The following is a 23,978-nucleotide window of genomic DNA, read 5'->3' on the forward strand; positions in this document are numbered from 1 at the left end:
AACCATGGCAGGGGTAATAGCCGATGGATGCATATTAATTTCCACCGATCGGGTCAATACCTGCTTTACCGTCTCGAGTAATGACATACTCGATATCTTGAATTCGAATACATTGGGTTGATTAAACCTGTTCCTGAAACTTCCGTTAAGCAGAATATTCTGTCCCTTCTCCAGGTAATCCTTGAACCTGATATAGTCTTCGCTCCATAATGTAAACTCCGTTTTCCCGCTGTAATCTTCAATTACAAAAGAACCGAAGTTTTTACCGGTCTTGGTAACCCGGTGTTGTACATCTGTTACCAAACCTGCTACCCGATACATTTTGCCCAGGCTGGCCCCTTCGGTTAATGCATCTCTGGCTTCATTAAATTCGGCGATACCGGTTATTTCATAATGTTTCAGCTCGAACCTGAAATGATCCAGCGGATGCCCACTCATGAACATCCCTGTTACTTCTTTTTCATAATTCAGCAACTCCGTTAATGTCCAGGGCTCACAGGGAGCTATCTTGGGTTTGGGAACATGCATGGCAGTAGGGAGGTCACCAAATAAAGTATTGGATGTACCAGTACTCAAACTCTGTTGCACTTGCCCGTAATTCACAATTTTTTCCAGTCCGGTTAATCTTTCTCCTTCTGCCATTTTAAAATACTGCGCCCTGTGCAATTCCGGGAAACAATCGAAAGCTCCTGAATATACCAGGCTTTCCAATGATTTTTTATTTACCGATTTTTGCAGTACCCGCTGTACAAAATCATACACATCCAAATACGGTCCGTTCTTCTGGCGTTCTGCAATAATGGCTTCAACCGCCATTTCACCAACGCCCTTTAATCCCCCCAGACCAAAGCGAATTTCACCTTTGGCATTTACGGCAAAACCTTTTAAAGATTCATTAATATCAGGTCCAAGCACATTAATGCCCATGCGTTTACACTCTTCCATAAAGAAGGTGATTTTTTCAATATTGCCCTGGTGATTCAATACCGCAGACATATATTCTCCAGGGTAGTGGGCTTTTAAATAAGCTGTCTGATACGCCACAAATGCATAACAGGTAGAGTGAGATTTATTGAAAGCGTATTGTGCAAATGCTTCCCAGTCGGTCCAGATTTTTTCGAGCTTATCGGCTGGATGTCCTTTTGCAGAAGCCCCGTTAATAAACTGAGCTTTCATTTTATCCAACACCGATTTCTGCTTCTTACCCATGGCTTTTCGCAACACGTCCGCATCTCCTTTGGAAAAACCGGCAAGGCTTTGACTCAGCAACATTACCTGTTCCTGGTAAACTGTGATACCATAGGTATCGCTCAGGTATTCCTTCATTTCTTCGATATCGTAACTGATGGCTTCCCTGCCATGTTTACGGGCGATGAAATTGGGGATATAGGCAATTGGTCCCGGACGATACAGGGCGTTCATGGCTATCAGGTCATCAAACTTATCCGGCTTTAATTCGCGTAGGTATTTTTGCATGCCCACACTTTCAAACTGGAAAGTACCATTGGTCTGACCACTTTGATATAACTGAAAAGTCTTTTCATCGTCCAGTGGAATCGTATCCAAATCGATGGTTACGCCATGGTTTAATTGTATCAATTCCAAGGCTGTCTTCAAAATGGAAAGGGTTTTTAAACCCAGAAAGTCCATCTTAATAACCCCTGCATCTTCAATAATACTTCCTTCAATTTGTGTGACCCACAAGTCGGAGTCTTTGGCGGTTGCAACAGGAATCAGGTCTGTAAGGTCTTTCGGGGCAATAATGATTCCCGCAGCATGTATACCAGTATTTCTTACAGAGCCTTCCAGTCTTTCGGCCTCCTTCAGTACCTGTGCCCTTAAATCGGATCCATTATAAATCTCCCGAAGTTTCTTTACATTATCTATGTCTTCCTGCTGATATCCTTCTTTCTCTTCCAGTGATTTAGGTCCTTCCTTTACAGTAATAGGCGCTTTCAATACACGACCCAGTTCTGTACCGGGTTTATCAGGAACAAGCTTTGCCAACAAGTTACTTTCTGAAAGTGGAAGGTCCAGTACACGGGCAACGTCTTTGATACTCATCTTGGCAGCCATGGTACCATAAGTAACAATCTGAGCTACCTGACTTTTTCCGTATTTCTGAACCACATAATCAATTACTTTCTGTCTGCCTTCATCATCAAAATCCGTATCAATATCGGGCATGCTCTTACGGTCCGGATTCAGGAAACGCTCAAAAAGCAGGTTGTATTTAATGGGATCAATATTGGTAATTCCAATGCAGTAAGCCACTACAGATCCGGCTGCTGAGCCACGGCCCGGTCCAATAAAAACACCCATATCTCTTCCTGCCTTTATGAAATCGCTTACAATGAGAAAGTACCCGGCAAAGCCCATGGTTTTAATGGTAAACAATTCAAAATCTATCCGCTCCTGAACTTCAGGCGTAATTTCACTGTACCTGATTTTGGCACCTTCGTAAGTAAGGTGTTTTAATAATTCCCATTGATTCAGATTGGCATCTGCATGTATCTGAAACTCTTTGGGAATAGGGAAAGCGGGGAGGAGTATGTCTTTCTTTAAATTCAGAACCTCTACCTTATCAACAATCTGGTTGGTATTGTCGAGCGATTCAGGAATATCATGAAACAGCTTAGCCATTTCTTCCGGCGTCTTGAAATAGAACTGATCGTTGGGGAATTTGAATCTTCTGTTTTTTATCTGAACCTCGTCATTCACAAAATCATCAAAACCGGGAGTGCTTTGTTTTTCACCTGTATTAATGCACAACAAAATATCATGTGCATTGGCATCATCCTTCTCTACATAGTGACTGTCGTTGGTAGCAATAACCGGCACATTGTATTTCTTAGCAAATTTTAACAGGGTCTGATTAATCAGTTCCTGTTCTTTAATATCGTGCCTTTGAATTTCAATGTAATAGTCCTCACCAAATAAGTCGAGCCACCATTTAAATTCTTTTTCTGCATTTTCTTCGGATTGATGCAAAATGGTTTGTGGCACATAGGCGCCAATACAACAAGTTGTAGCAATTAAACCTTCATGGTATTTTTCAATAAGTTCCTTATCAATTCTTGGGTACTTGCTGTACATTCCCTCTATATAGCCCAATGAAGTCAGCTTTACCAAATTCTGATAACCAATGGCATTCTTTGCCAGCAAAACCTGGTGAAAGCGATTGTCTTTTGACTCTTTGGTAAATGTTTTAATATGTCTGTCTTTCACCACATAAAACTCACAGCCTACAATTGGCTTAACAACAGGAGTGGTGATGTCTTTTCCATTGGCATCCTTACCAATCACTTTTGTATTCTTCCAGGCCTGACTTACAAAATCAAAAGCTCCGAACATATTGCCATGGTCGGTTATGGCAAGGGCAGGCATCTGGTGGGCAGCGGCTTTTTTGTAGAGTTCATCTATTGGAGCTGCGCCATCCAGTAAGGAATACTGAGTATGTACATGTAAGTGTGAAAATTGGGCCATAGAAAGAAAATAGTTATCAAAGTTCGGCCTTTGCCACCCCATTACAAAGTGTCAATTTTCCACATTAGGATAAACCCAGTAAATTGCAGCCCATATGAAGCGTAAATTATATATTAATTTATTGGTGGCAGTGCTGGTGATGAGTAGCTGTAATACTGTAAGAAACCTCGTAAATAAAGATAATTCAACTCAAAAAACGGTAACAAAAGTTTACGGAACAGAAAAAAGGGAATTTATCAATGGAATTGAAGTAACCCTGGGTACTGTTACTACAACCAAACACAAGACTTCCAGTTCTGCCACAACCACAAAAAATAAAACCAATAGCAGTGGTAATGGAAATCCGCCTACTAAAGCAGATTTGGAAAAAGCCAGCTGGCTACAATTAAAATATGCCATTGTAATGGATATGCCTGCGGAAGAATTAACGAATATTCCCTTGCTTGAGTTGATGGATAAATGGTGGGGGACCCGATATTGTATTGGTGGCAGTACCATGAACTGCATTGACTGTTCCGCATTTACTCAGGTAATCATGAAAGAGATCTACAATATTCAATTACCCAGAACTTCTCAGGAGCAATTCAACATTATGCAACCCATTCCAATTGATGAACTGCAGGAAGGAGACCTGGTTTTTTTTAATACCGGTGGCAGAGGGATTTCGCATGTTGGAGTTTATATGCAGAACAATAAATTTTTACACGCTTCTACTTCTCAAGGCGTAACCATATCAGATTTAAACGACAAATACTGGAATCCCAAATTCAGAGGTGGCGGCAGAATGCGTTAAATTAAAACTAAGAATTCGGATCGGGTATTACTTAGCAAAGCGCTTCATGAAATTGTGATATAATTGACCTGCATCTGGTGTTAAAGCCAGTTTAAATACAGAAAAAATAAATAATCCCGAGAAAAGAATGCTTCTTAAAAAGATAGGAATCCAACCTTCCCTGTCCTGAAAAATAAAGAAGGGGATACCAAAAGATATAGCTGCCGATAAAAGCGCCAGTAAGGTTTTATGATCAAATGGCTGCATCCGGAATTTACGGCGTAGAAACTCGAAGCGAATAAAATTATATAAGCTATAGGCAAACAATTCAGCAAAAGCAGAACCAATGATTCCGTAATGCATAATTAAATAATAGGTTAGCGGCAATCTGAAAGCCAGTAAAATAACCCCACTGATAAAATCAAAACGCCAGTAAGTGGATGTATTAATAACCATGGCATTCAAGCCCGTTCCTGCATCAATGATTCTTACCATACCCAAAATAAAAATCGTGGCAATGCCTGCTTCGTATTCCCGTTGAATATGAAGCACACGCATTCCATCTGCAACATTCAGCCAAAGATTCCCGAAAATAAACAGCGCCATGATTAATAAGTTAATACAGGAGCGCTTGTAAATCCGCTTGATTTCATCCATATCCTTGTCTTTCCATGCACGGGACAAAACGCCTGCAGAAATGGCCTGTATGCTTCGCTGAGGAACTTGTATCAGATTCGCCGCATATTGAGCCAACCCGAAAACACCAACCACAGCCAGACCCTGAAACTTGGCAATAATGAAACTATCAATGGTTGCTGCAATTGAGGCAATTACTGTACCACTGTATATTAAAGCCTGCATTCCCAGCATTTTCTTCCAGAATTTTCTGGTAACCCTGCTGATGGTTGTAGGAAAATGTAGCTGACGGGTATAGTATAAATAACTAAGTAGAATGAGGAAAATAATCAGGTATAAAAAAGCAAAGAAATAAACAAAGGACTCAAATGAAATTAATTTGAAATAATAGAGGGCAATGAAAATACTGGTGATAATTCTAAGTCCGGTTTCCTTTAAAAAATTAGAGAATACCGTTTGCTGCAATGCCCAGCAAAATCCTTCCAATACTGAGAAAAACAACATCCCCAAAGCAAAGGGAAACATCCAGTAATAGTAGTCTACTATTAATTTGGATTTCTCAATAAACTGAGATTCAAAAAAAGGCCTGAAATACCATCCAGCAGTTAATACCAGTATAAAACCAATCAAAGCAGCCAGCATACCCCAGGTCATCAGGTCAATTCGGTGTTTCTCCAGGTTGTCTTTGTAATAAGGGTAAAATTTGTAAATCACAGGAATCACACCCAAAGCACCAAAAGCATACATATTTTGTGCAAAGTCAAAAAATATCCGGGTCAGGGCAAATTGCTCCAGCGTAAAGGAACCATCCTTGGTATAGAAATACATATTAATGGCTCCTATAAAGAACCCTATGTATACCAGAAAGCTGGAAATAATAGTTTGTTTTCTGATGGTTCCCATGTAGCCTAATTCATTTTAATCTGAGCTTCTTTGCGTCCATTTATCACGATGTAAAAATAATCGGCTAATTTCTCCAGATCTAATCCTGCAGCTTGTTTCTGGGTTAGCTGAAGCAATTGCCATTGTTTTACTTTCGGTTTCAAAACTAAGATATCATTCCCTGTTGTAAGAGGTAATTGTAAGTTAAAATCAGGAACAGCGTTGGTATACCGGTATTTCAACTGTCTTCCGTCAGCAGATAACTGGTATTCCAATTCAGGTATTTGTGTGGTAGTTAAATACTGCTTGAAAACGGTTTTCAAATTATATCCTGCAAACGCAGACATTTCCTTTTGAATCATGTCAGTGGTTACCTGTTTATGAAAAAAGCGTTTATTCAGGTGTCTTAACAATTGTCTGAATTTTTCATCATTGTTCATAGACATTCTGATGGTATGAATCATAGCAGAGGCTTTGGGATACATATCACCACTGCCTGTATTGTGCACGTTGTAAACGCCCAGAATAGGTTTGTCATTTTTTATATTTCTTCTAGCGCCTTTGTTATAGGCATTGCCTGCTGATTTTCCATCCATGCATTCCGTAAATAATGTTTCGGAATAATTGGTAAACCCTTCATGTATCCACATATCGGCAATATCAACTGAAGTAATATTGTTACCAAACCATTCGTGTCCGCTTTCGTGAATAATAATGAAATCCCATTTAAGGCCCCAACCAGTTCCTGACAAATCCCTTCCTAAATAACCATTCTGGTATTTGTTTCCATAAGCCACATTGCTCTGGTGCTCCATCCCCAGATAGGGCACTTCAACCAGTTTAAATCCATCGGAATAAAAAGGGTAGGGGCCAAACCAGTGTTCAAAACATTTGATCATGGGCTTTACCTGCTCAAATTGCTTCTTGGCTCCGTTCAGGTTTTGTGGCAAAACATAATAGGTAAGATCAAGATTTCCATTTTCTCCCTGATAGTTTTCTTTGAATTGAACATATTTACCAATGTTCATACTAACACTATAATTATTGATGGGCGATTTAACCTGCCACACCCAGGATTTTGTTTTGTCTTCGTGTTGAATGGTTTCGATTAGTCTTCCATTGGAAACATTCATTAATGTGTCCGGAACCCTGACACCAATGGTTACCCCCAATTCTGGCTCATCATACTGATGATCTTTACAGGGCCACCATACACTCGCACCGAGTCCCTGACAGGATGTAGCAACAAAAGGATTACCAAGCTCATCCTTAGACCAGCTGATACCTCCATCCCAGGGAGCTCTTACGGCTGCCCTTGGTACGCCCTGATAATAAACCGTTACCAATCCCTCCATACCTGCTTTCAAAAAGGCAGGCATTGTTACCATTGCCACATTCCCCGAACGTTGGAAAATGAGTTTTTCCTTTTTCCCTTTCTGCCAGATAATGCTGTCAATTTTCAATGGCTGTTGCAAATCGACCTGCATTTTTAAAGGCTTTTGCAATGCTTTGAATTGAATACTTACAGACCCCTTAATGGTTTGTGCAACAATGTCGGGTTGAACCCTGATATCATAATGCAGGAGATTCCACCAGGCCCTTTCCGGTGTAATACTACCCCGAAGTGTATCTGCCCTGGAAAAGGCAGCAGACTGTTTTTTTTGCGCCTGACTATTCAGCGCCAACAAAAGGGATAAACCGACTGATAACAAACGAAGGAGTTTCATTTGCTAAAAGTAGCACTTTATATATTTTGACTATTGCTTTATCAGTTTGTCTTTAAATACCTTTTCGAATTTCTCCAGTTTAGGGGCAATCACAAATCGGCAGTATCCCTGATTCTTGTTGTTGTTATAATAATTCTGATGGTAATTTTCAGCCGGATAAAAATTCTTGAAAGGCTCAATGATGGTTACAATTGGATTAGACCAGGCTCCGCTTTTATCCAAAGCCGCTTTGTATTTTTCTGCTTTTTCCTTTTGTTCTGCATTGTGATAATAAATGGCAGATCTGTACTGAGGGCCAATATCATTCCCTTGCTGATCCCAGGTGGTTGGATCATGGGTTTTCCAGAATACTTCTAATAGTTCATCATAGGTAATGACGGCAGGGTCAAAAACAATTCTGGCCAATTCAATATGTCCGGTATTTTTATCACAGACTTGCTCATAAGTTGGATTTTCAACAAACCCACCACCATATCCGCTGATTACCTCTTTAACACCTTTCAATCGCTGAAAAAAGGCTTCGGTACACCAGAAACATCCTTCACCAAATGTGGCAGTATCTAATTTTGCATTCATTGTATTCATATTTTGGGGCTTATTAACAGTAACTGGATTCGCTTTTTCTGTGAATGCACAGGCGACCATCCAGGCAGAGAGAAAAGTCAGAAATAAATAAGTTTTTTTCATGTTGTTGATTTAACTACAGATTATAACTACAAACAGCTTGGTATTTTTGTTGAATTCCTACACCATTACATACGAAACAAGGATATTTAAACGCTTAATAGGTAGAAAATGATATTTTAAGATAAATTTGTGATACCGTAACCTATTATGAGCTTTCAGTCCCAATTTTGGAAGTATATGTCTCTGCGCATAGAGTCGCTGCTACTGGCTATGCCACTGCTGCTCTTTTTTGCGTTATATCACTTCTATGATGCGCTCAGCATTGATCCTTACTTCGGGGTTTCGGTTCCCTTTATTTTAAGTACCAATATTTTAATTTTCCATATTCCTATTTTTCTGATTCCTTATCTGATGCATCGCTTCATGCGGGATCAGGACAAGGGCCATGTATTGGTTAACTTTTTGCATGTGGCACTGTCTATATTTTTACTGATAGCCCTTATGTTCACCTATCAGGTGATACAACCTTCCTCTCCTGACAGAGGTACACCCATTTTTGATTTACCGGAGAATAAGCTCTGGATGGAAGCCACTATGGCAACCTATGTTATTCTGGGTGCCCAGCTGCTGCTTCAGGTAGCTTTTATATTTTATTCGCTTACCGTGTTATTTCCAGCAAAGCAAAAACAACCCATACCGAGTTATTCCCATTAATTGAAAGCCGCAATGTAACTTTGCGCTCTCAATAAGGCTAATATGATGCGTTTGTACCCGGAATCGGCGTTGACTCAATTGGAATTTGACAAAGTGAAAGAGACATTGTCGGGATTTTGCCATACAGACTATTCCAAAAATAAAACCTCGCAACTCAGGATTCATACCCGCAAAGAATTTATTGACAGAGAGTTAAGGCAGGCTTTTGAATACAAATTAATCATTCAGCAACAACAATATTTTCCGGCCGATTTTACAGCCAATATCAGTAAGGATATAAAACTTTTATCTATTCCTGGCGCTTTATTAACTGGTGAACAATGGATGATGATAAAGCGACTTACGGAAAGCATGGGTACTGTTTTTCGCTGGTTCGACAACGAAAGGAGAATGGCTTACCCCGGGCTGACGATGGTTTTGCAGGATAGCTATTACGAAAAAAATATAGTAACTGCCATCAATGAAGTCCTGGATGAATCGGGCGTGGTGTTGGATAATGCATCCCCTGAATTGCAGAAAATACGATTGAACTTATATAAGAAGCGGAATGAACTGAGAAGGGTATTTGAAAAAATGGTTCAGAAAATGGCTAAAGCCGGTTATACGGCAGATATAGAAGAAAGTTTCAGTAATGGCAGAAGAGTGGTTGCCGTTTTCTCTGAATACAAAAGACAGGTAAAAGGGATTTTACACGGGGAGAGTGATAGCCGCAAAACAGCTTTTATAGAACCCGAAGAAACCATTGAACTCAACAACGATGTTTTTGCACTGGAAAATGAAGAAACAAAAGAAGTACAAAAAATATTAAGGGCTTTAACCGCTCACTTGTCGGTTTATGCTCCGTTACTGCAGCAGTATCTGCAGATTATTGGAGAGTTTGACTTCGTAAGAGCCAAGGCAAAACTGGCCATTGAAATGAATGCCCATATGCCAACCGTTCTGGACAAAGCAGTGGTTCAACTAATAGAAGCCTATCATCCATTGTTGTTCTTGTATAACAAAACAGCTGGTAAAAAAACCATCCCGGTTAATATTCACCTGGATGATAAAAACAGAATTCTGGTAATCAGCGGGCCCAATGCAGGGGGAAAAACAGTGACCATGAAAACCATCGGACTCAACCAGCTGATGGTTCAGAGCGGATTGCTGGTTCCCGTTCATCCCGATTCGGTCATGGGGATATTTAAACAATTATACATTCATATTGGCGATACACAGAGCTTGCAATTTGAGTTAAGTACTTACTCGAGCCATTTAATGCATATGAAGCATTTTATGGAGAATGCCAATGGGAAAACCCTGTTTTTTATTGATGAATTGGGAAGCGGTTCCGATCCGAATTTAGGAGGTGCTTTTGCAGAAGTAATTATGGAAGAACTGGGCAGAAAACATTCTTTCGGAGTAGTTACCACTCACTATTTGAATTTGAAAGTTATGGCCAACCATACCCAGGGAATTCTAAATGGAGCCATGCAGTTTGATGAAGTAAACCTGCAGCCCATGTACAAATTGATTATTGGCAAACCCGGCAGTTCCTACACTTTTGCCATTGCTGAACGAATTGGACTTCCCAAACATTTAATTAACAGGGCAAGAAAACTGGTAGAAGAAGATCATTTTAAACTGGACAGATTGCTCAACCGAACCGAGCAAGACCTTCAACAACTGGAAAAAGAGAAAAAAGAACTGCACCGGCTACTGAGGGAAAATGAAAAGTTGAAAAAGGAAATGGAGCAGGTGATGAATAAGGAGAAACACCTGCAGCAGGTAGAATTATTGAAGAACCAGAATAAAATTACAGAGGAGCGATTGCAGTACTTGAAAGATATGGAGCGAAAACTCAAGCAAATTGTACTGGATTGGAAAAAAACAGAGAATAAAAATGAAGTAGTTAAAAATCTGCAAAACCTGCTCTTTAAACAGAAGGAAACCATTGTAGTTAACAAGCTTGCTAAAAAAGTTGATAAAAAATACAGGGAATTAAATACAGAAATAGAACCCGGCACTTTGGTTAAACTCAGAAAAAATTACCAGGTTGGCGAAGTAAAGGAAATACGGGGGAAAAGAGCAATCGTTCAAATAGGCGCACTACCAATTAATGTTGATTTATCCGATTTAATTGCAGTGGCAAAAATTGAGGAGGCTTCAGAAAATAGTTAATCAGATTCTGTATTTTACAGACTGAAGCAAGCAAGTGAAATATTTATTTCTAATCATTTTTACATTTTTCACAACCCAGATTACTGCACAATTGTGTACAGGCAGTCTGGGTAATCCTGTTGTAAATATTAGTTTTGGAAACAAAGGCAATCCGACTGGCCCGCTGCAACCCGGTATCACGAACCTGGGTTATGTAGCCAATTCTTGCCCGAACGACGGCAATTATTCCATTGTAAGTTCCGCATTGGGTTGCTTTACCAATACCTGGCACGATATAACCAGCGACCATACGGGTGACGAAGAAGGGAAAATGATGCTGATTAATGCAACCAATGTACCCAGTGTTTTTTATGTAGAAACCATTACAGGATTATGTGGAAATACTACTTATGAATTTGGTGCCTGGGTGGCCAATGTGTTAAAACCTGCCAGCTGCTGGGGCAATGGAATAAAGCCCAATTTAACTTTTACCATAGAAACCGGTAATGGTACTGTTTTGGAAACCTATAGTACCGGTAATATTAATGAAACAAGTGTTCTTAGTTTTAAACAGTTTGGTTTTTTATTCAAACCACCAATAAATACTAACAGCGTTGTATTGAAAATCACCAGCAATGCCGGTGACGGATGCGGCAATGATCTGGCCATTGATGATATTACTTTCAGACCCTGTGGTCCAACCATGTCAGCCAAAATTGACGGGGTAAATACTTTTAATAAAACGGTCTGTTTTAATGAACAGAATGCCATGTTATTTTCTATGGAAGTAGGACAGGGGTACAACAATCCGGTGTATCAATGGCAAATCAGTACCAATTCGGGAATGAGCTGGAATAATCTGAGCAACGCCAATCAAACCAGTTTCAACAGAAGCCCAACCAATGTAGGGAATTTTCAATACCGGTTATTGGCCAGTGAATCGGTCTATTCCGGAGTTGCTTCCTGTCAAACCGCCTCTCTGCCAATATCAATTCAAATTAATGCGCAGGCGCCCAAAATAGGGAACCAGGTTATTAATCAATGTATTGGCGGAATGGTGAATTTGGCTGCAGCTTCCGGATCCGGATCCAATTTATCTTATTTATGGACAGGGCCTAATAATTTTAGTTCAACAGAGAAAAACCCGCAATTAGCAACAGTAAACCGTTCGGATACAGGAAGATATGTAGTAAGCGTAACTACTTCCAATGGATGTTCATCTTCAGATACAGTTTGGGTTACGGCATACAATGCCATAAACGCAAGCTTTACCGGGAATACCCTTATTTGCCTGGGTGACAGTACATTGCTAACAGCCATTGGTGGCACAACACAGGACTGGTACAACAGCACCCGTGCAAGCATTCACAGTGGATCATCTGTCTGGGTAAAGCCAGTTGATACAACACAATATCAGGTAATCATTAAAAATGCACAGGCTTGTTCGGATACCCTTTTTATTCCAGTACAGGTTATAAAACCTCCACAAGTGGATGCAGGCCCCGACAAAACAATTATGCAGGGAAACAGTACAGCCTTATCAGGTAAGATTGATGGCCAGTACAATGGATTTACCTGGCAACCATTGGTTAATTTAATGCCCCCTAATTCATTAACCCCATTGGTGAGCCCTTTAAGTAACCAGCAGTATGCTTTAACAGCTTATGGAATCAATGGATGTCCTTCTGGCTCAGACACTGCAATGGTAAGGGTTTTAGCCAGTATCAATCCCCCTAATTCCTTTTCGCCCAATGGCGATGGAATACATGACCAATGGGTTGTACCCGGATTGGAAACCTATCCCAATGGTTCTGTTAGTATATTTAACAGATATGGACAGGTGGTTTTTCAAACAAAACCCTATTTCAAGGGCTGGAATGGAATGCTGAATGGCAGGGAAGTTCCGACCGGCGTTTATTATTTCATTATTAACAGAGGAAATGGAGAACCTCTTTTATCGGGTAGTATATACTTAATTAGATAATTATATGATAGTAGATGCTTTAGAACAAATAAAAAAATACCAGCCCCTGCATCCCAGGTTTGAGAAAGCGATGTCTTTTATTGCTGCTTCTAACATAAATGAAATGCCAGTTGGGGAAACAAAATGGGAGGGAGATGATATCCGTGCCATCGTAATTCAGGATTCATTGGTGAGTGAAAAGGAATCCACTGATTATTTTGAATGTCATAATAGCTATATAGACATACAAATAGTATATGAAGGCATAGAGAAGGTTGGTTGGAAATCACGTAACAACTGCATGAACCCGAGAGGTGAATACAATCCGGAAAAAGACGTGCTGTTTTTTGATGATGCCCCTGAAATCTTTTTTAATTTAATGCCCGGGCATTTTGCCATTTATTTTCCGGAAGATGTTCATGCACCCATGATTGGCGATGGCATGATCAGGAAAATGGTAGTAAAAGTGCGCTTGTAAGCATTGCTGACATAAACATAGGAAAGCGGCTACATCATTCCTGGCTTTTATTTTATAAATTTTTTCAATGAGAAAATACGCGCTGTTACTTTTCTTTGCTATAAATCATTTTTGGGTAGTTGCTCAACGGCCCAATGTAGTCATCATCGTTTCCGATGACCACGCTTATCAGACCATTAGTGCCTATGGCAGTAAATTCATGCAAACTCCGAATATTGACAGAATAGCAAATGAAGGGGTACGTTTTAATAAAGCATATGTAACCAATAGCATCTGCGGGCCAAGCAGAGCAGTAATTTTAACCGGCAAATACAGTCATAAAAACGGCTTCAAAGACAATGTAAGTGCCAATTTTAATGGGGCACAGAATTCATTAATAAAAGAGTTGGGTAAAGTAGGTTATCAAACCGCATGGATTGGCAAATGGCATCTGCAGTCGAATCCGGAAGGATTTAGTTTCTGGCAGGTCTTGCCTGGTCAGGGCAGTTATTATAACCCTGATTTTATAATGATGAATGGGGAAAGAAAAAGATTCGAGGGCTATGCATCGGATGTGGTGGAAGACATAGCAGAAGAATGGTTAAATAAGCGGGATACCGCAAAACCATTTTGTCTGGTTATAGGTCATAAAAATACCCATAGAACCTGGATGCCTGATACCAGAGATTTAAGACTTTTTACAAATACCCGGTTTCCATTGCCCGATAATTTTTACGACAGTTATGAAACAAGGGCCGCTGCTGCTGTGCAGGATATGACCATCGACAAAACGATGCGCATGGGATACGACTTAAAAATGTTTGAAAACAAAGCAGAAGAAGAGAAGGAGTTATCCATTAAAAGAATGAACCCGGCTCAGAGAAAAGCTTATATGGAATTCTATGATTCTTTGAACACCGACTTAAAACAAAAAAACTTAACCGGCAAGGCATTAACAGAATGGAAGTACCAGCGATATATGCAGGACTATCTGGCAACTGCTGCTTCCTTAGACAGAAATATCGGACGCACACTGGCTTACCTTGATAATCATAACTTAAGTAAAAACACCATTGTTATTTATGTAAGTGATCAGGGATTTTATATGGGCGAACATGGATGGTTCGATAAGCGGTTCATGTACGAGGAATCTTTTCGCACCCCGATGGTCATGCGTTATCCGGGAGTTATTACGGCAGGAAGCATTAATGAGCAGCTGGTCATGAATCTGGATATTGCACCTACCATTTTAGATGCAGCAAATGTTCAGGTGCCCGCCGAGATGCAGGGAAAATCTTTTTTGCCTTTGGTAAACAAGAATCAGAAAAAAGGCAGGGATGCCATGTATTACCACTATTATGAAAATGGAGAACATGCGGTTTCTCCTCATTTTGGCATTAGTACAGGCAGATATAAATTAATCCGGTTTTATACCCGTGTTGAGGGTTGGGAATTATTTGATTTACAAAAAGATCCCGGAGAGATGAAGAATATATATGGACAGAAAGAATATGAGAAAATCACCGGGAATCTGAAAAGGAGATTACTTCAACTCATAAAACAATATGAAGACGAAGAGGCAGCAAATATATTTAACGAATCAACCCATTAAAAAAGCAACCCCTTTATTAAAGGGCACACTTAGATCTGCTATTTTATTTTCCACACAAATCTTTTTAAACCCATCCCTGATTATTTTATAGTCATTGTGGATAGGACAGGGGTGTGTTGATGAGCATTTACTCAGGCCCAGCCCACATTCATTGAACCGATCTTCGCCATCAATAGCAAGTACAATTTTCAAAACAGATAATTGAGTTTGACTGGCTGTAATAAAAAAACCACCGGAAGGTCCCTTTGCGCTCTTGATAATATTCTCTTTAACCAGCGTCTGCAACATTTTCCCAACCGTATGCTCACTGGCATCAATGTATTCCGCAATTTCCTTAATACTTGCCTTTTGTTCTGATTCTAATTTTGAAGCCAGATAAATGGTAGCCTTAATAGCAGTTTTACAGGTAATACTTAACATCTATTTTTTATTTAAATACATTTTACCCACCTCACTGATTCTATCACTATTCCAGGATGGTTCAAACGTTAAATATACTTCAGCTGAATAGTCCAAAAAAAACTTTTCCAAAGTAAACTTAACCGTATTCAGAATAGAATCTCCCATAGGGCAAAACTGAGTAGTAAGTGTCATGGTACAAAATATCTTCTTGATTGCTACATCAAAATCAATCTGATAAACCAGTCCCAAATCAATAATATTCAGCCCAATTTCAGGGTCTTCTACCTTACGCAAAATAGCAATTGCATCGGCACATATTGCCGTATTATTTGTTATTATGTTCATCCCGGGGTGCTTTAAAAAGAATGAGCCGAATTATGTTCAAGCAATAAAACAGGGCCGCCAAAAGCAATAAACCAGACCCAATGGAGAGCAACAAAACAATATTTATTAATAGTCCGGTAAAAAAGATTAAAAAACCTGTCCAGTAAAACAGGATCATCCATTTATAAATCATTTTACTATAGAGGTCTTTGGGATTTATCGTTACAGCTATTTGATTTTGATGTTGAAATGCTCTGTTCCAAACAATGAATGGCAGGGTTTTAAATGTCATTCCAAAAAGGATTGCTGTAATCCAACCAAAGAATATAATAAATCCGTATCCCATTACAACAGAAATACTAACCCTATTGGAAAAAGCAACGAGACTCATTATTAGAAGCAGCAATAATACTGGGAGTAAATTAAGCATTATGGCAAGCAAAGAAATTTTCATAGGTTCATCCACCCTTAGTTTAATGCGTTGCTTATATGCCATATAGCAATAATCTATAAACAATAGGATAGCTGCAAGAATGCATAAAACCGGAATAAATAAAACCATCAAGGATTCCGAATACAAAAAAAGCAAAACAAATAATATTAAACCAATATTGACTAACCCATAAATACGCCAAAGGCTTTTGGCATTAAAATATTTTGAAATCAAAAACATGGGAATCAATTTTGATCCAACACCAATAATGGTCAGCAAGAACCATCCAACAATTCCAACATGGGCATGTAATGGTAAATAATCAACAGAATTTTTTTGAAATAACGGAAAGGAAAAATTATACACCAGCATCAGACCTAAAGTAGAAGTAACCAGCAACCAGGCTGTTGCAGTAAATAAAAAAAGGGCGTGTACATTTTCCTTCTTACTGTTCTTAATACTTTTGAATAGATTATATAAATAGACAATAACAGATAAAACAATCAATCTTCCGCCCCATTTAGCAGGAGCTCCCATATTAAACTCGTAAAATCCAACTACCAATAATGGAATGCCAATCCCTGCAAGCAAAAATGTTAACATTGCCAGTTTAATACTATACAATTCAGATTCAATTAAAACGGGAATCAACTGATGACTTGCTCCTAAAATCATCATAGTGCCCCATCCAAGTGCCATCAAATGTGTAATAGCAAGATTACCGGGGGAAAAATAATGAATCAGTAAGTTATTCGCAGATAAAAGAAGTAATACTGTACTTACCAAAAGTGCAATAGCACCATAACCATAGAAAGGAATCACTGCTTTCCAGTGAGTTGTTTTAGTAAGTGGAGTATGATTAACTACAGACATTTATTCATTTATAAATTAACAAACGTACATCAGATTCAGACAGCTTATTAATTGAAACCTTAAATTCCATTTCTGCCAGTTCAGGTAATAAATATAGTGGAACCCTTTTATGGTATACATATAAAGCTTCACCTTTTTCAAGGGTATGCATAGCCTGAAGAATTGCTTCCATTGGGCCAGGCATTTCCAGATTCCTCACATCAATTTCCACTATTTTATGCTGAAACTCAGCCAATACTTTGTCCCATGATTCCATAGAATCCTTGTTCTCCTGAATATTAGGGGCAGTTACCAGCTCATGTTGGTGAAAATAGATATGAAATACATCCTCCGCAATTCTTTCTGCATAAGATTCAAATCCTTTATCAGACAATAATTTCATCAATGGAGTAGGTCTAAAGCTATTAATAATCCTGAGTGTCTGAGTTGGTTGAATGTTGTTGATCTTATTCATTATCAACTTTAGAGGATCATTCCCCTGAGCCAGAATGGGCCTGACATCAAAATCAATTATCTCATCATTTACAATTGATTGCATGAACAGAGGTCTGGACTCAACTGCCTCATTGATGCTTTCCGTATTTACAGAATCAAAACCAAAAGCAGACAGTTTTGTATAAAAGTCATTAACGCTGCAGTTTCCAATACCTGCAGCCATCTGAATAGAAGTCCTGGGAGCCATTATTTTTCTCAAAATTGGGTTCCTGAGTTTTTGAAACCTGGGAGAAATGTTTACAATAGCTTCCAGGGCATCAGGCCTTGCTTTTAAAATAGCAGACAATCTGGTATTTGCATCAATCAGCATTCATTTTGTTTTAGTTTTACTTCAAGGTCTAATGCTTTTGGAAATAAAATATTATTCTCCAGGTGAATATGCATATGTAAGTCTTCTTCAAATTCTTCTAGGAACTTATAAAGAATACCGTAACTATTGCATGCATCAGAAGGTAGCGCGTAATTATTGGTGAGTGCTCTTATTGTTGCTAAATGTTTCCCCACTTCTTCGTGCTCCATCTCCATCATGGCTATAGGACTTTGCACAGAACCAAAATTTTCTGAGAAGGGTAGTACTTCTTTGTTTTGCTGTGAGACGAGTGATTTTATATACGGAAATAGCACTTTCTCTTCTTTTAATAAATGCGAACTTAATTCAGCATTAATTGCTATTACCAGTTCATTAATCTGAAACAATTCCTCGTGTCTTTTTCCATGAACCCGAAAGACTTTATCTGAAAAACCAATAATTTCAGGTAAACTGGTTTTTACATAGTTATGGTGTGTATTCACTATATAATCTACCAGAAAATCAAGGTTCCACTTTGTATAATCAATGGGTCTTGAACCCGGATTAACTGCTTTATTCTTATCAGCATCCTGCAATTCCTTTTCTACTTTTGTAACATCAATACCCTTTGCTTTGCAAGCTTCCTTAACAGACTTTTTTCCACCGCAACAGAAGTCTATTCCATATTTCTTAAAAATCTGTGCCTTTCGGATATCATTGGCTGCCAGCTGACCTACGGACTCTTCAGCTGAACCTTCCTCTTTTCTGGTAATTTTAACCTTCCACCATTCAGGACCCTCTTCCAGATACTCCCAGAAAAATACATTTCCTCTTTCTCCTAATAACTGGTAATACAAAGGTTTAGGATCATGATCATTGTGAATAGTTAAATGATCCCCTGGTTCAAGCATGTCGAATCTTACAAAAATGGTTGGATGCTTTTGTTTGGGTTCCAATACCGTTACATCTAAAATATTTTCTGTTTCTGTATACATTGGATCAGTTTTAAAGTGATTGAATAACCCAAAGATATACTTTTTGAACAATAAAAGTATTTAAATACTTTTATTGTAGTATAAATGACATTTAACAGACAAATAGGAGGAGGGGAATCAGAACTGTTTCCTACCTTTGCATTGTGATAATAATTTGTATACATAGCTTCTCCAGACCAAAAGCCTTTGGTACGATAACCCCGGCCTGATAATAGTAGGTATCACCCGGGGTAATACTTATACTATTTTATTCCACTTCAATTATTTACATCATGTCTCGAAATCAATCATCGATTTCGATTAGTGGTATTATATTAATAACCGGTTTGGTTATCAATACCCTAATCATAAGATCCGCCTATTTAAACCCGAATTATTATTGGTGGTTAATCGTCAGTTTGCCACTATTAGGAATTATTATATTCAATATAACCCAGAAAAAACATGCCATTCTACGCAATTACCCATTGGTGGGTTATTTGCGTTATTTCTTTGAATCTATACGTCCCGAATTTCGCCAATACTTCTTTGAATCAGATGCCGATGGTAAGCCTTTTAACAGAAGACAAAGATCTATCGTATACCAGAGAGCCAAGAATGTAAGGCAGACTGTTGCATTTGGAATGCAAACAGATCCTAATCAAGTCGGATATGAATGGATGGCACACTCTATTTATCCGGTTCATATAAATAATAAATCGCCCCGAGTGATTGTTGGCAATAAACAATGCATGCAACCCTATGATGCTAGCATTTTAAATATTGGGGCAATGAGTTTTGGAGCTTTAAGTAAAACTGCCATTGAATCTTTAAATGCCGGAGCGCAACTGGGTGGCTTTGCCCATAATACAGGGGAAGGAGGAATCAGTCCTTATCATTTAATGGGTGGTGATTTAATCTGGCAAATTGGAACAGGATATTTCGGATGCAGAGATCATGCAGGAAATTTTAACGAAGTTCTTTTTCAGCAGAATGCCAGCTTGCCGAATGTGAAAATGATTGAATTAAAACTATCTCAGGGAGCTAAACCCGGTCATGGTGGAATACTTCCAGCAGCAAAGAACACCCCTGAAATTGCATCCATCAGAAATGTACCTGTAAATACAACCATTGTATCTCCACCGGCGCATACTGCATTTTCAGACGCCAAAGGCCTGATTTATTTTTTGGAAACATTAAGACAATTATCAGGAGGGAAGCCGGTGGGTTTTAAAATTTGTATTGGCAGTAAACAGGAATTTATAGATATCTGTCAGCAAATGAAACTAACGGGTATTGTACCTGATTTTATTACGATTGATGGGGCAGAAGGAGGAACGGGTGCTGCTCCTCTGGAGTTTACCGATAATGTAGGCATGCCTTTAATGGAAGCAGTGAGTTTTGTTTCTACTACCCTAATTAAAATGGGTCTGAAAAAACATATCAGATTAATAGCAGCAGGTAAAATTATCACTGGCTTTGATATAATTAAAGTATTATCCCTGGGGGCAGATATATGCTATAGCGCAAGAGGGATGATGTTTTCCCTGGGTTGTATTCAGGCACTCAAATGCGACAGTGGAAAATGCCCGGTCGGTATTGCAACACAGGAAGAAAATCTATACAAAGGACTGGATCCATCAGACAAAAAAGTAAGAGTAGCCAATTTTCATAAAAATACCCTTCAGGCGGTAGTTGAATTAATGGAGTCAAGTGGATATAAGGAGTTATCAGATATTAAGTCTGCCAATATTTTCAGAAGGATCAGCCAGTTGGAAACAAAATCGCTGGAAGAAATATACTTTAAAGACACCCTGACAATCTCACCTAAAACCATGTCACAATTAAATTAACTATATGAAGCCATTAACCAAACAATTGATTCTGTTACAGGAAGATTATCAACTCCTGAAGAACCATACCAGATTAGTAGCCGATAATGAATCCATTGAATCTAAAAGTGCCCGCAAACTTGCGGCCGAATTAGAAAACGATCCTCTGGTATTGGAAAAACATGCATTTCCGAAGGATGTAATTCGAATTCATTCGGAAGTTACTTTGCAGGATTTAATTACAAAAAAAGAAATCAGTTTTACATTGGTATTGCCAGGCGAGGCCAATGTTCAGTTAAAGAAAGTATCTGTTTATGCACCCATGGGGACAGCAGTAATTGGATACAGGCAGGGGGACGAATTTATGTGGGAAATGCCTTCAGGAGAAAGAGCCTATACCATTCTGCGCGTAAATAACCCGGATTAGCAGCGCTGCCTCTTTACAGAGGATTGGCTTCTCTACCTCTTTACAGAGGATTAGCTTCGCTGATCCCAATGGGGGGGAGGCTCAATACAAACAGATGTCCGTTCGCCTTCAGCGAACTTTCATTTTTTATTTTAGTCCGCTCTGCAAAGCAAGCTTTGCCAGCTCCCTAAAACAAAAATGCCAGCCAATGGCTGGACATCTGTTTGTTTTGGCGGAGAGCGAGGGATTCGAACCCCCGGACCTGTTACAGTCAACAGTTTTCAAGACTGCCGCAATCGACCACTCTGCCAGCTCTCCGCGGCAAAAGTAAGGGGTGAATTTTTTTTATCCAAAACTTATTTTCATTCAAAGCTATATTTGCATCCTAATTGAAAGTTTTTGAAAGAATTAGCCTCGTTAAATCATTATTTCTGGAAGTATAGAAAGCGTTTCTTTATTGGGATATTCTTTGTAATTGCCTCCAATTATTTTGCGGTTTTAGCCCCGCAGATTACGGGTTATGTAATTAGTCTGGTTCAGCAAAAGCTGCCAGGTGCCCAGCCGACAGCTGTTTACCACGCCGAGGGCGACATCGTGAACAAATTCATAGCCCTGGTTAGCAATAAAGACTGGAGTTTTGGTTGGCTGATTGCCTTTTGCAGTTTAAGTATTTTAGGCATTGCCATCATAAGAGGAGTGCTGATGTTCTTCATGCGTCAGACTATTATAGTAATGAGCCGTCATATAGAATTTGATCAGAAAAATGAAGTTTATCAGCAATACCAGCGTTTACACACGGCTTTTTACAAACAAAACAGCACAGGTGACTTAATGAACCGGATTGCCGAAGATGTAAGCCGGGTACGGATGTACACCGGACCAGCAGTGATGTACCTGATTAACCTGATTACGCTGATTGGATTTTGTTTGGTGAACATGCTCAGCAAAGATGTTAACCTGACATTAATGGTATTAGCGCCACTTCCTTTACTGGCCATTACCATTTACAAGGTCAACAGTATTATCAATAAAAAAAGTGAATCCATTCAAGAGGACCTTTCCAATTTAACCACCAATGCACAGGAATCCTATTCCGGTATACGTGTAATTAAATCTTTTGTACAGGAGAAAGCCATGTTCGGTTTTTTTAATCAGAACAGTGAAAAATACAAGCAGAATGCCATAGGGCTCGCCAGAGTGGAGGCACTGTATTTTCCCAGTATGGCTTTAATGATTGGCATCAGCACTTTGATTACCATTTTTCTGGGAGGGATGCAGGCCATGCAAGACCCTTCTAAAGTGGGTCTAATTGTTGAATTTGTAATCTATATCAATATGCTGACTTTCCCTGTCAGTGCTATTGGATGGACCGCCAGTATGATTCAACGTGCTGCAGCTTCGCAAAAAAGATTGAATGAGTTTTTACAACTGGAGCCTGCTATTAAAGATCATCCGACCGTTTTAGCCGATGAAATGGTAACAGGTACCATTGAATTTAAACAGGTAGATTTTACTTATCCCGACACTGGAATAAAAGCCATTCAAAACCTGAGTTTACAAATTAACCGCGGTGAAAAAATTCTGGTACTGGGAAAAACAGGTAGCGGAAAATCCACATTGGCTCAGTTGTTATTGCGTTTTTATGAACCTGATAAAGGGTCTATTACAGTGGGATCAAAACCGCTGCATATGTACAGCTTACAAAAGCTTCGCCAAAACATCAGTTATGTGCAGCAAGACATTTTCCTTTTTAGCGATACCGTAGCCAACAATATCCGTTTTGGGGTAGCACCCGACACACCTATTGAAAGGGTTGAAGAAGCTGCTAAAAGCGCCAGCATACACAATGAAATCATGGGATTTGAAAACGGGTATGAAACCATGATTGGGGAAAGAGGCGTTACACTGAGCGGAGGACAAAAGCAAAGAATTTCTATAGCACGTGCCTTGATTAAAAACCCGGAAATTATTGTGTTCGACGATTGTTTAAGTGCTGTGGATGCCAAAACAGAAAAACATATTATTGGTCATTTATACAACTACTTACAGGACAAAACAGCAATCATTATTACGCATCGCATTTTTTCCGGTTTTCATTTTGATCAGATCATTGTACTGGAAGACGGTAAAATGGCAGAAAAAGGTACCCATGATCAATTAATGCAACAGAACGGTTACTATGCCGAACTATACCGAATGCAGCTGGAAGCCGCTGCCCACCAAGATACCCAAATTTAGCGTTGCAACACTAAAGCAGTAAATCATTTTTGTTGATTATTTATTGGAAATTTTTGGTAATTCCGAAACAACTCCTATTTTTAACCATTAACAAACTGTTAACCAAACACTAATAACTGTGGCGTACGAGAACAACGACAAAAAAATGGAGAGTGTGTACAGCACTCGCATCCGTGCAGGAAAGAGAAGAACTTACTTTTTTGATGTAAGGGCAACACGTGGCAATGATTATTTCTTAACCATTACTGAAAGCCGCAAACGCTTTGATAACAATGGTTATGACCGTCACAAAATTTTTCTGTACAAAGAAGACTTTAATAAATTTATTAAAGCACTGGGAGAAGCAGTAGATTTTGTTAAAACAGATCTGATGCCTGACTTTGATTTTGATGCATTTAACCACGAGTATCCGGAAGGAGAGGGAGAGGGTGAAAATTATGCACCAGAAAATGTAGAAGCCAATGATGCTCCGGTTGCTGAACCAGCACCAGCATACACACCAACAGCTGTGGCTCCTGTAAATGAAGCCCCTGTTGTAAACGACACAGCTACTGAAGAAGTAGACAAATGGTAGTTTTTCAATTGCTTGCTTACATAAAAAAAACCCCGAAATTTCGGGGTTTTTCTATGACCATAAGTCGCTAATTATTTCTTGATTTCAGATGCTTTAATTTCAATGCCTTTCTCTCCGATGCTC

General features: G+C 39.1%; 19 protein-coding genes and 1 tRNA gene. 10 read left to right on the top strand and 10 right to left on the bottom strand.

The genetic code is table 11. The annotated features are described in order from the left end of the window. On the bottom strand, nucleotides 1-3,486 hold a 3,486-nt coding region (gene dnaE, locus P767_RS0104270; protein WP_026763533.1), incomplete at its 3' end, for a DNA polymerase III subunit alpha. Between the two features lie 94 nt (nucleotides 3,487-3,580). On the opposite strand from dnaE, the gene P767_RS17490 reads away from it, so the two are divergent. After that, nucleotides 3,581-4,279 (top strand): C40 family peptidase, encoded by a 699-nt coding sequence (locus tag P767_RS17490; protein WP_051417098.1) that lies wholly within the window; start codon nucleotides 3,581-3,583, stop codon nucleotides 4,277-4,279. Nucleotides 4,280-4,306: 27 nt separating this feature from the next. On the opposite strand, the gene P767_RS0104280 is transcribed toward P767_RS17490, so the two are convergent. Genes P767_RS0104280 through msrA form a run of 3 tightly spaced genes read right to left on the bottom strand, consistent with a single transcriptional unit; the run spans nucleotide 4,307 to nucleotide 8,190 of the window. Next, on the bottom strand, nucleotides 4,307-5,797 hold the full coding sequence (locus P767_RS0104280; protein WP_026763534.1) for a polysaccharide biosynthesis C-terminal domain-containing protein: 1,491 nt from the start codon (nucleotides 5,795-5,797) through the stop codon (nucleotides 4,307-4,309). Nucleotides 5,798-5,802: 5 nt separating this feature from the next. Then, complete coding sequence (locus P767_RS0104285; RefSeq protein WP_051417099.1) at nucleotides 5,803-7,503, bottom strand: M1 family metallopeptidase; 1,701 nt, start codon at nucleotides 7,501-7,503, stop codon at nucleotides 5,803-5,805. Nucleotides 7,504-7,533: 30 nt separating this feature from the next. After that, the gene (gene msrA / locus P767_RS0104290) at nucleotides 7,534-8,190 is read right to left on the bottom strand and encodes a peptide-methionine (S)-S-oxide reductase MsrA (RefSeq protein ID WP_037351618.1); all 657 of its coding nucleotides are present in this window, start codon (nucleotides 8,188-8,190) and stop codon (nucleotides 7,534-7,536) included. 177 nt (nucleotides 8,191-8,367) lie between these two features. On the opposite strand from msrA, the gene P767_RS0104295 reads away from it, so the two are divergent. From P767_RS0104295 to P767_RS0104315, 5 genes are all read left to right on the top strand, one after another. Then, nucleotides 8,368-8,844: a hypothetical protein gene (locus P767_RS0104295; protein WP_157611361.1), complete on the top strand. Its 477-nt coding sequence runs from the start codon at nucleotides 8,368-8,370 to the stop codon at nucleotides 8,842-8,844. Between the two features lie 45 nt (nucleotides 8,845-8,889). Continuing rightward, nucleotides 8,890-11,004 carry an endonuclease MutS2 gene (locus P767_RS0104300; protein ID WP_026763538.1) on the top strand — a complete coding sequence of 705 codons (2,115 nt, stop codon included), beginning with the start codon at nucleotides 8,890-8,892 and terminating at the stop codon, nucleotides 11,002-11,004. 34 nt (nucleotides 11,005-11,038) lie between these two features. Beyond that, nucleotides 11,039-12,967: a T9SS type B sorting domain-containing protein gene (locus P767_RS17495; RefSeq protein ID WP_051417102.1), complete on the top strand. Its 1,929-nt coding sequence runs from the start codon at nucleotides 11,039-11,041 to the stop codon at nucleotides 12,965-12,967. 4 nt (nucleotides 12,968-12,971) lie between these two features. Continuing rightward, nucleotides 12,972-13,424 (top strand): NanQ anomerase/TabA/YiaL family protein, encoded by a 453-nt coding sequence (locus P767_RS0104310; protein ID WP_026763539.1) that lies wholly within the window; start codon nucleotides 12,972-12,974, stop codon nucleotides 13,422-13,424. Between the two features lie 67 nt (nucleotides 13,425-13,491). After that, a complete protein-coding gene (locus tag P767_RS0104315; RefSeq protein ID WP_026763540.1) occupies nucleotides 13,492-15,015 on the top strand; it encodes a sulfatase family protein in 1,524 nt (507 codons plus the stop codon). Here the strand turns inward: P767_RS0104315 and P767_RS0104320 are convergent. From P767_RS0104320 to ric, 5 genes are read right to left on the bottom strand one after another with little or no spacing between them, the layout of a single operon-like run. Then, nucleotides 15,004-15,435 carry an RrF2 family transcriptional regulator gene (locus P767_RS0104320; protein ID WP_026763541.1) on the bottom strand — a complete coding sequence of 144 codons (432 nt, stop codon included), beginning with the start codon at nucleotides 15,433-15,435 and terminating at the stop codon, nucleotides 15,004-15,006. The two genes, P767_RS0104315 and P767_RS0104320, sit on opposite strands and share 12 nt — an antisense overlap. After that, nucleotides 15,436-15,762, bottom strand: coding sequence for a metal-sulfur cluster assembly factor (locus tag P767_RS0104325; protein ID WP_051417105.1), 327 nt, complete (start codon nucleotides 15,760-15,762; stop codon nucleotides 15,436-15,438). Beyond that, nucleotides 15,743-17,047 carry a cytochrome c oxidase subunit I gene (locus tag P767_RS0104330; RefSeq protein WP_026763543.1) on the bottom strand — a complete coding sequence of 435 codons (1,305 nt, stop codon included), beginning with the start codon at nucleotides 17,045-17,047 and terminating at the stop codon, nucleotides 15,743-15,745. Before P767_RS0104330 ends, P767_RS0104325 begins: the two co-directional genes overlap by 20 nt. Nucleotides 17,048-17,051: 4 nt before the next feature. Next, a complete protein-coding gene (locus tag P767_RS0104335) occupies nucleotides 17,052-17,852 on the bottom strand; it encodes a DUF2249 domain-containing protein (RefSeq protein WP_026763544.1) in 801 nt (266 codons plus the stop codon). Next, nucleotides 17,846-18,826: an iron-sulfur cluster repair di-iron protein gene (gene ric, locus P767_RS0104340; RefSeq protein ID WP_026763545.1), complete on the bottom strand. Its 981-nt coding sequence runs from the start codon at nucleotides 18,824-18,826 to the stop codon at nucleotides 17,846-17,848. Before ric ends, P767_RS0104335 begins: the two co-directional genes overlap by 7 nt. A gap of 272 nt (nucleotides 18,827-19,098) precedes the next feature. On the opposite strand from ric, the gene P767_RS0104345 reads away from it, so the two are divergent. After that, entirely contained in the window at nucleotides 19,099-20,658 is a 1,560-nt protein-coding gene (locus P767_RS0104345) for an FMN-binding glutamate synthase family protein (RefSeq protein WP_051417107.1), read from the top strand. Between the two features lie 4 nt (nucleotides 20,659-20,662). After that, a complete protein-coding gene (locus tag P767_RS0104350; protein ID WP_037351619.1) occupies nucleotides 20,663-21,064 on the top strand; it encodes a GreA/GreB family elongation factor in 402 nt (133 codons plus the stop codon). Nucleotides 21,065-21,273: 209 nt separating this feature from the next. Here the strand turns inward: P767_RS0104350 and P767_RS0104355 are convergent. Beyond that, nucleotides 21,274-21,361 (bottom strand) — tRNA-Ser (locus P767_RS0104355). 81 nt (nucleotides 21,362-21,442) lie between these two features. On the opposite strand from P767_RS0104355, the gene P767_RS0104360 reads away from it, so the two are divergent. Next, entirely contained in the window at nucleotides 21,443-23,281 is a 1,839-nt protein-coding gene (locus P767_RS0104360; protein WP_026763548.1) for an ABC transporter ATP-binding protein, read from the top strand. Between the two features lie 118 nt (nucleotides 23,282-23,399). Continuing rightward, nucleotides 23,400-23,855, top strand: coding sequence for a DUF3276 family protein (locus P767_RS15820; protein ID WP_051417109.1), 456 nt, complete (start codon nucleotides 23,400-23,402; stop codon nucleotides 23,853-23,855). The last annotated feature ends 123 nt before the right edge of the window (nucleotides 23,856-23,978 follow it).

The sequence above is a fragment of the Sediminibacterium salmoneum NBRC 103935 genome (assembly GCF_000511175.1).
Classification (GTDB): domain Bacteria; phylum Bacteroidota; class Bacteroidia; order Chitinophagales; family Chitinophagaceae; genus Sediminibacterium; species Sediminibacterium salmoneum.

Bases quoted from the DNA above. Each gene is read 5' to 3' on its own strand.
- P767_RS17490 (WP_051417098.1), top strand. From the start codon at position 3,581: ATGAAGCGTAAATTATATATTAATTTATTGGTGGCAGTGCTGGTGATG.
- P767_RS0104280 (WP_026763534.1), bottom strand. From the start codon at position 5,797: ATGGGAACCATCAGAAAACAAACTATTATTTCCAGCTTTCTGGTATAC.
- P767_RS0104285 (WP_051417099.1), bottom strand. From the start codon at position 7,503: ATGAAACTCCTTCGTTTGTTATCAGTCGGTTTATCCCTTTTGTTGGCG.
- msrA (WP_037351618.1), bottom strand. From the start codon at position 8,190: ATGAAAAAAACTTATTTATTTCTGACTTTTCTCTCTGCCTGGATGGTC.
- P767_RS0104295 (WP_157611361.1), top strand. From the start codon at position 8,368: ATGTCTCTGCGCATAGAGTCGCTGCTACTGGCTATGCCACTGCTGCTC.
- P767_RS0104300 (WP_026763538.1), top strand. From the start codon at position 8,890: ATGCGTTTGTACCCGGAATCGGCGTTGACTCAATTGGAATTTGACAAA.
- P767_RS0104310 (WP_026763539.1), top strand. From the start codon at position 12,972: ATGATAGTAGATGCTTTAGAACAAATAAAAAAATACCAGCCCCTGCAT.
- P767_RS0104315 (WP_026763540.1), top strand. From the start codon at position 13,492: ATGAGAAAATACGCGCTGTTACTTTTCTTTGCTATAAATCATTTTTGG.
- P767_RS0104320 (WP_026763541.1), bottom strand. From the start codon at position 15,435: ATGTTAAGTATTACCTGTAAAACTGCTATTAAGGCTACCATTTATCTG.
- P767_RS0104325 (WP_051417105.1), bottom strand. From the start codon at position 15,762: ATGAACATAATAACAAATAATACGGCAATATGTGCCGATGCAATTGCT.
- P767_RS0104330 (WP_026763543.1), bottom strand. From the start codon at position 17,047: ATGTCTGTAGTTAATCATACTCCACTTACTAAAACAACTCACTGGAAA.
- P767_RS0104335 (WP_026763544.1), bottom strand. From the start codon at position 17,852: ATGCTGATTGATGCAAATACCAGATTGTCTGCTATTTTAAAAGCAAGG.
- ric (WP_026763545.1), bottom strand. From the start codon at position 18,826: ATGTATACAGAAACAGAAAATATTTTAGATGTAACGGTATTGGAACCC.
- P767_RS0104345 (WP_051417107.1), top strand. From the start codon at position 19,099: ATGTCTCGAAATCAATCATCGATTTCGATTAGTGGTATTATATTAATA.
- P767_RS0104350 (WP_037351619.1), top strand. From the start codon at position 20,663: ATGAAGCCATTAACCAAACAATTGATTCTGTTACAGGAAGATTATCAA.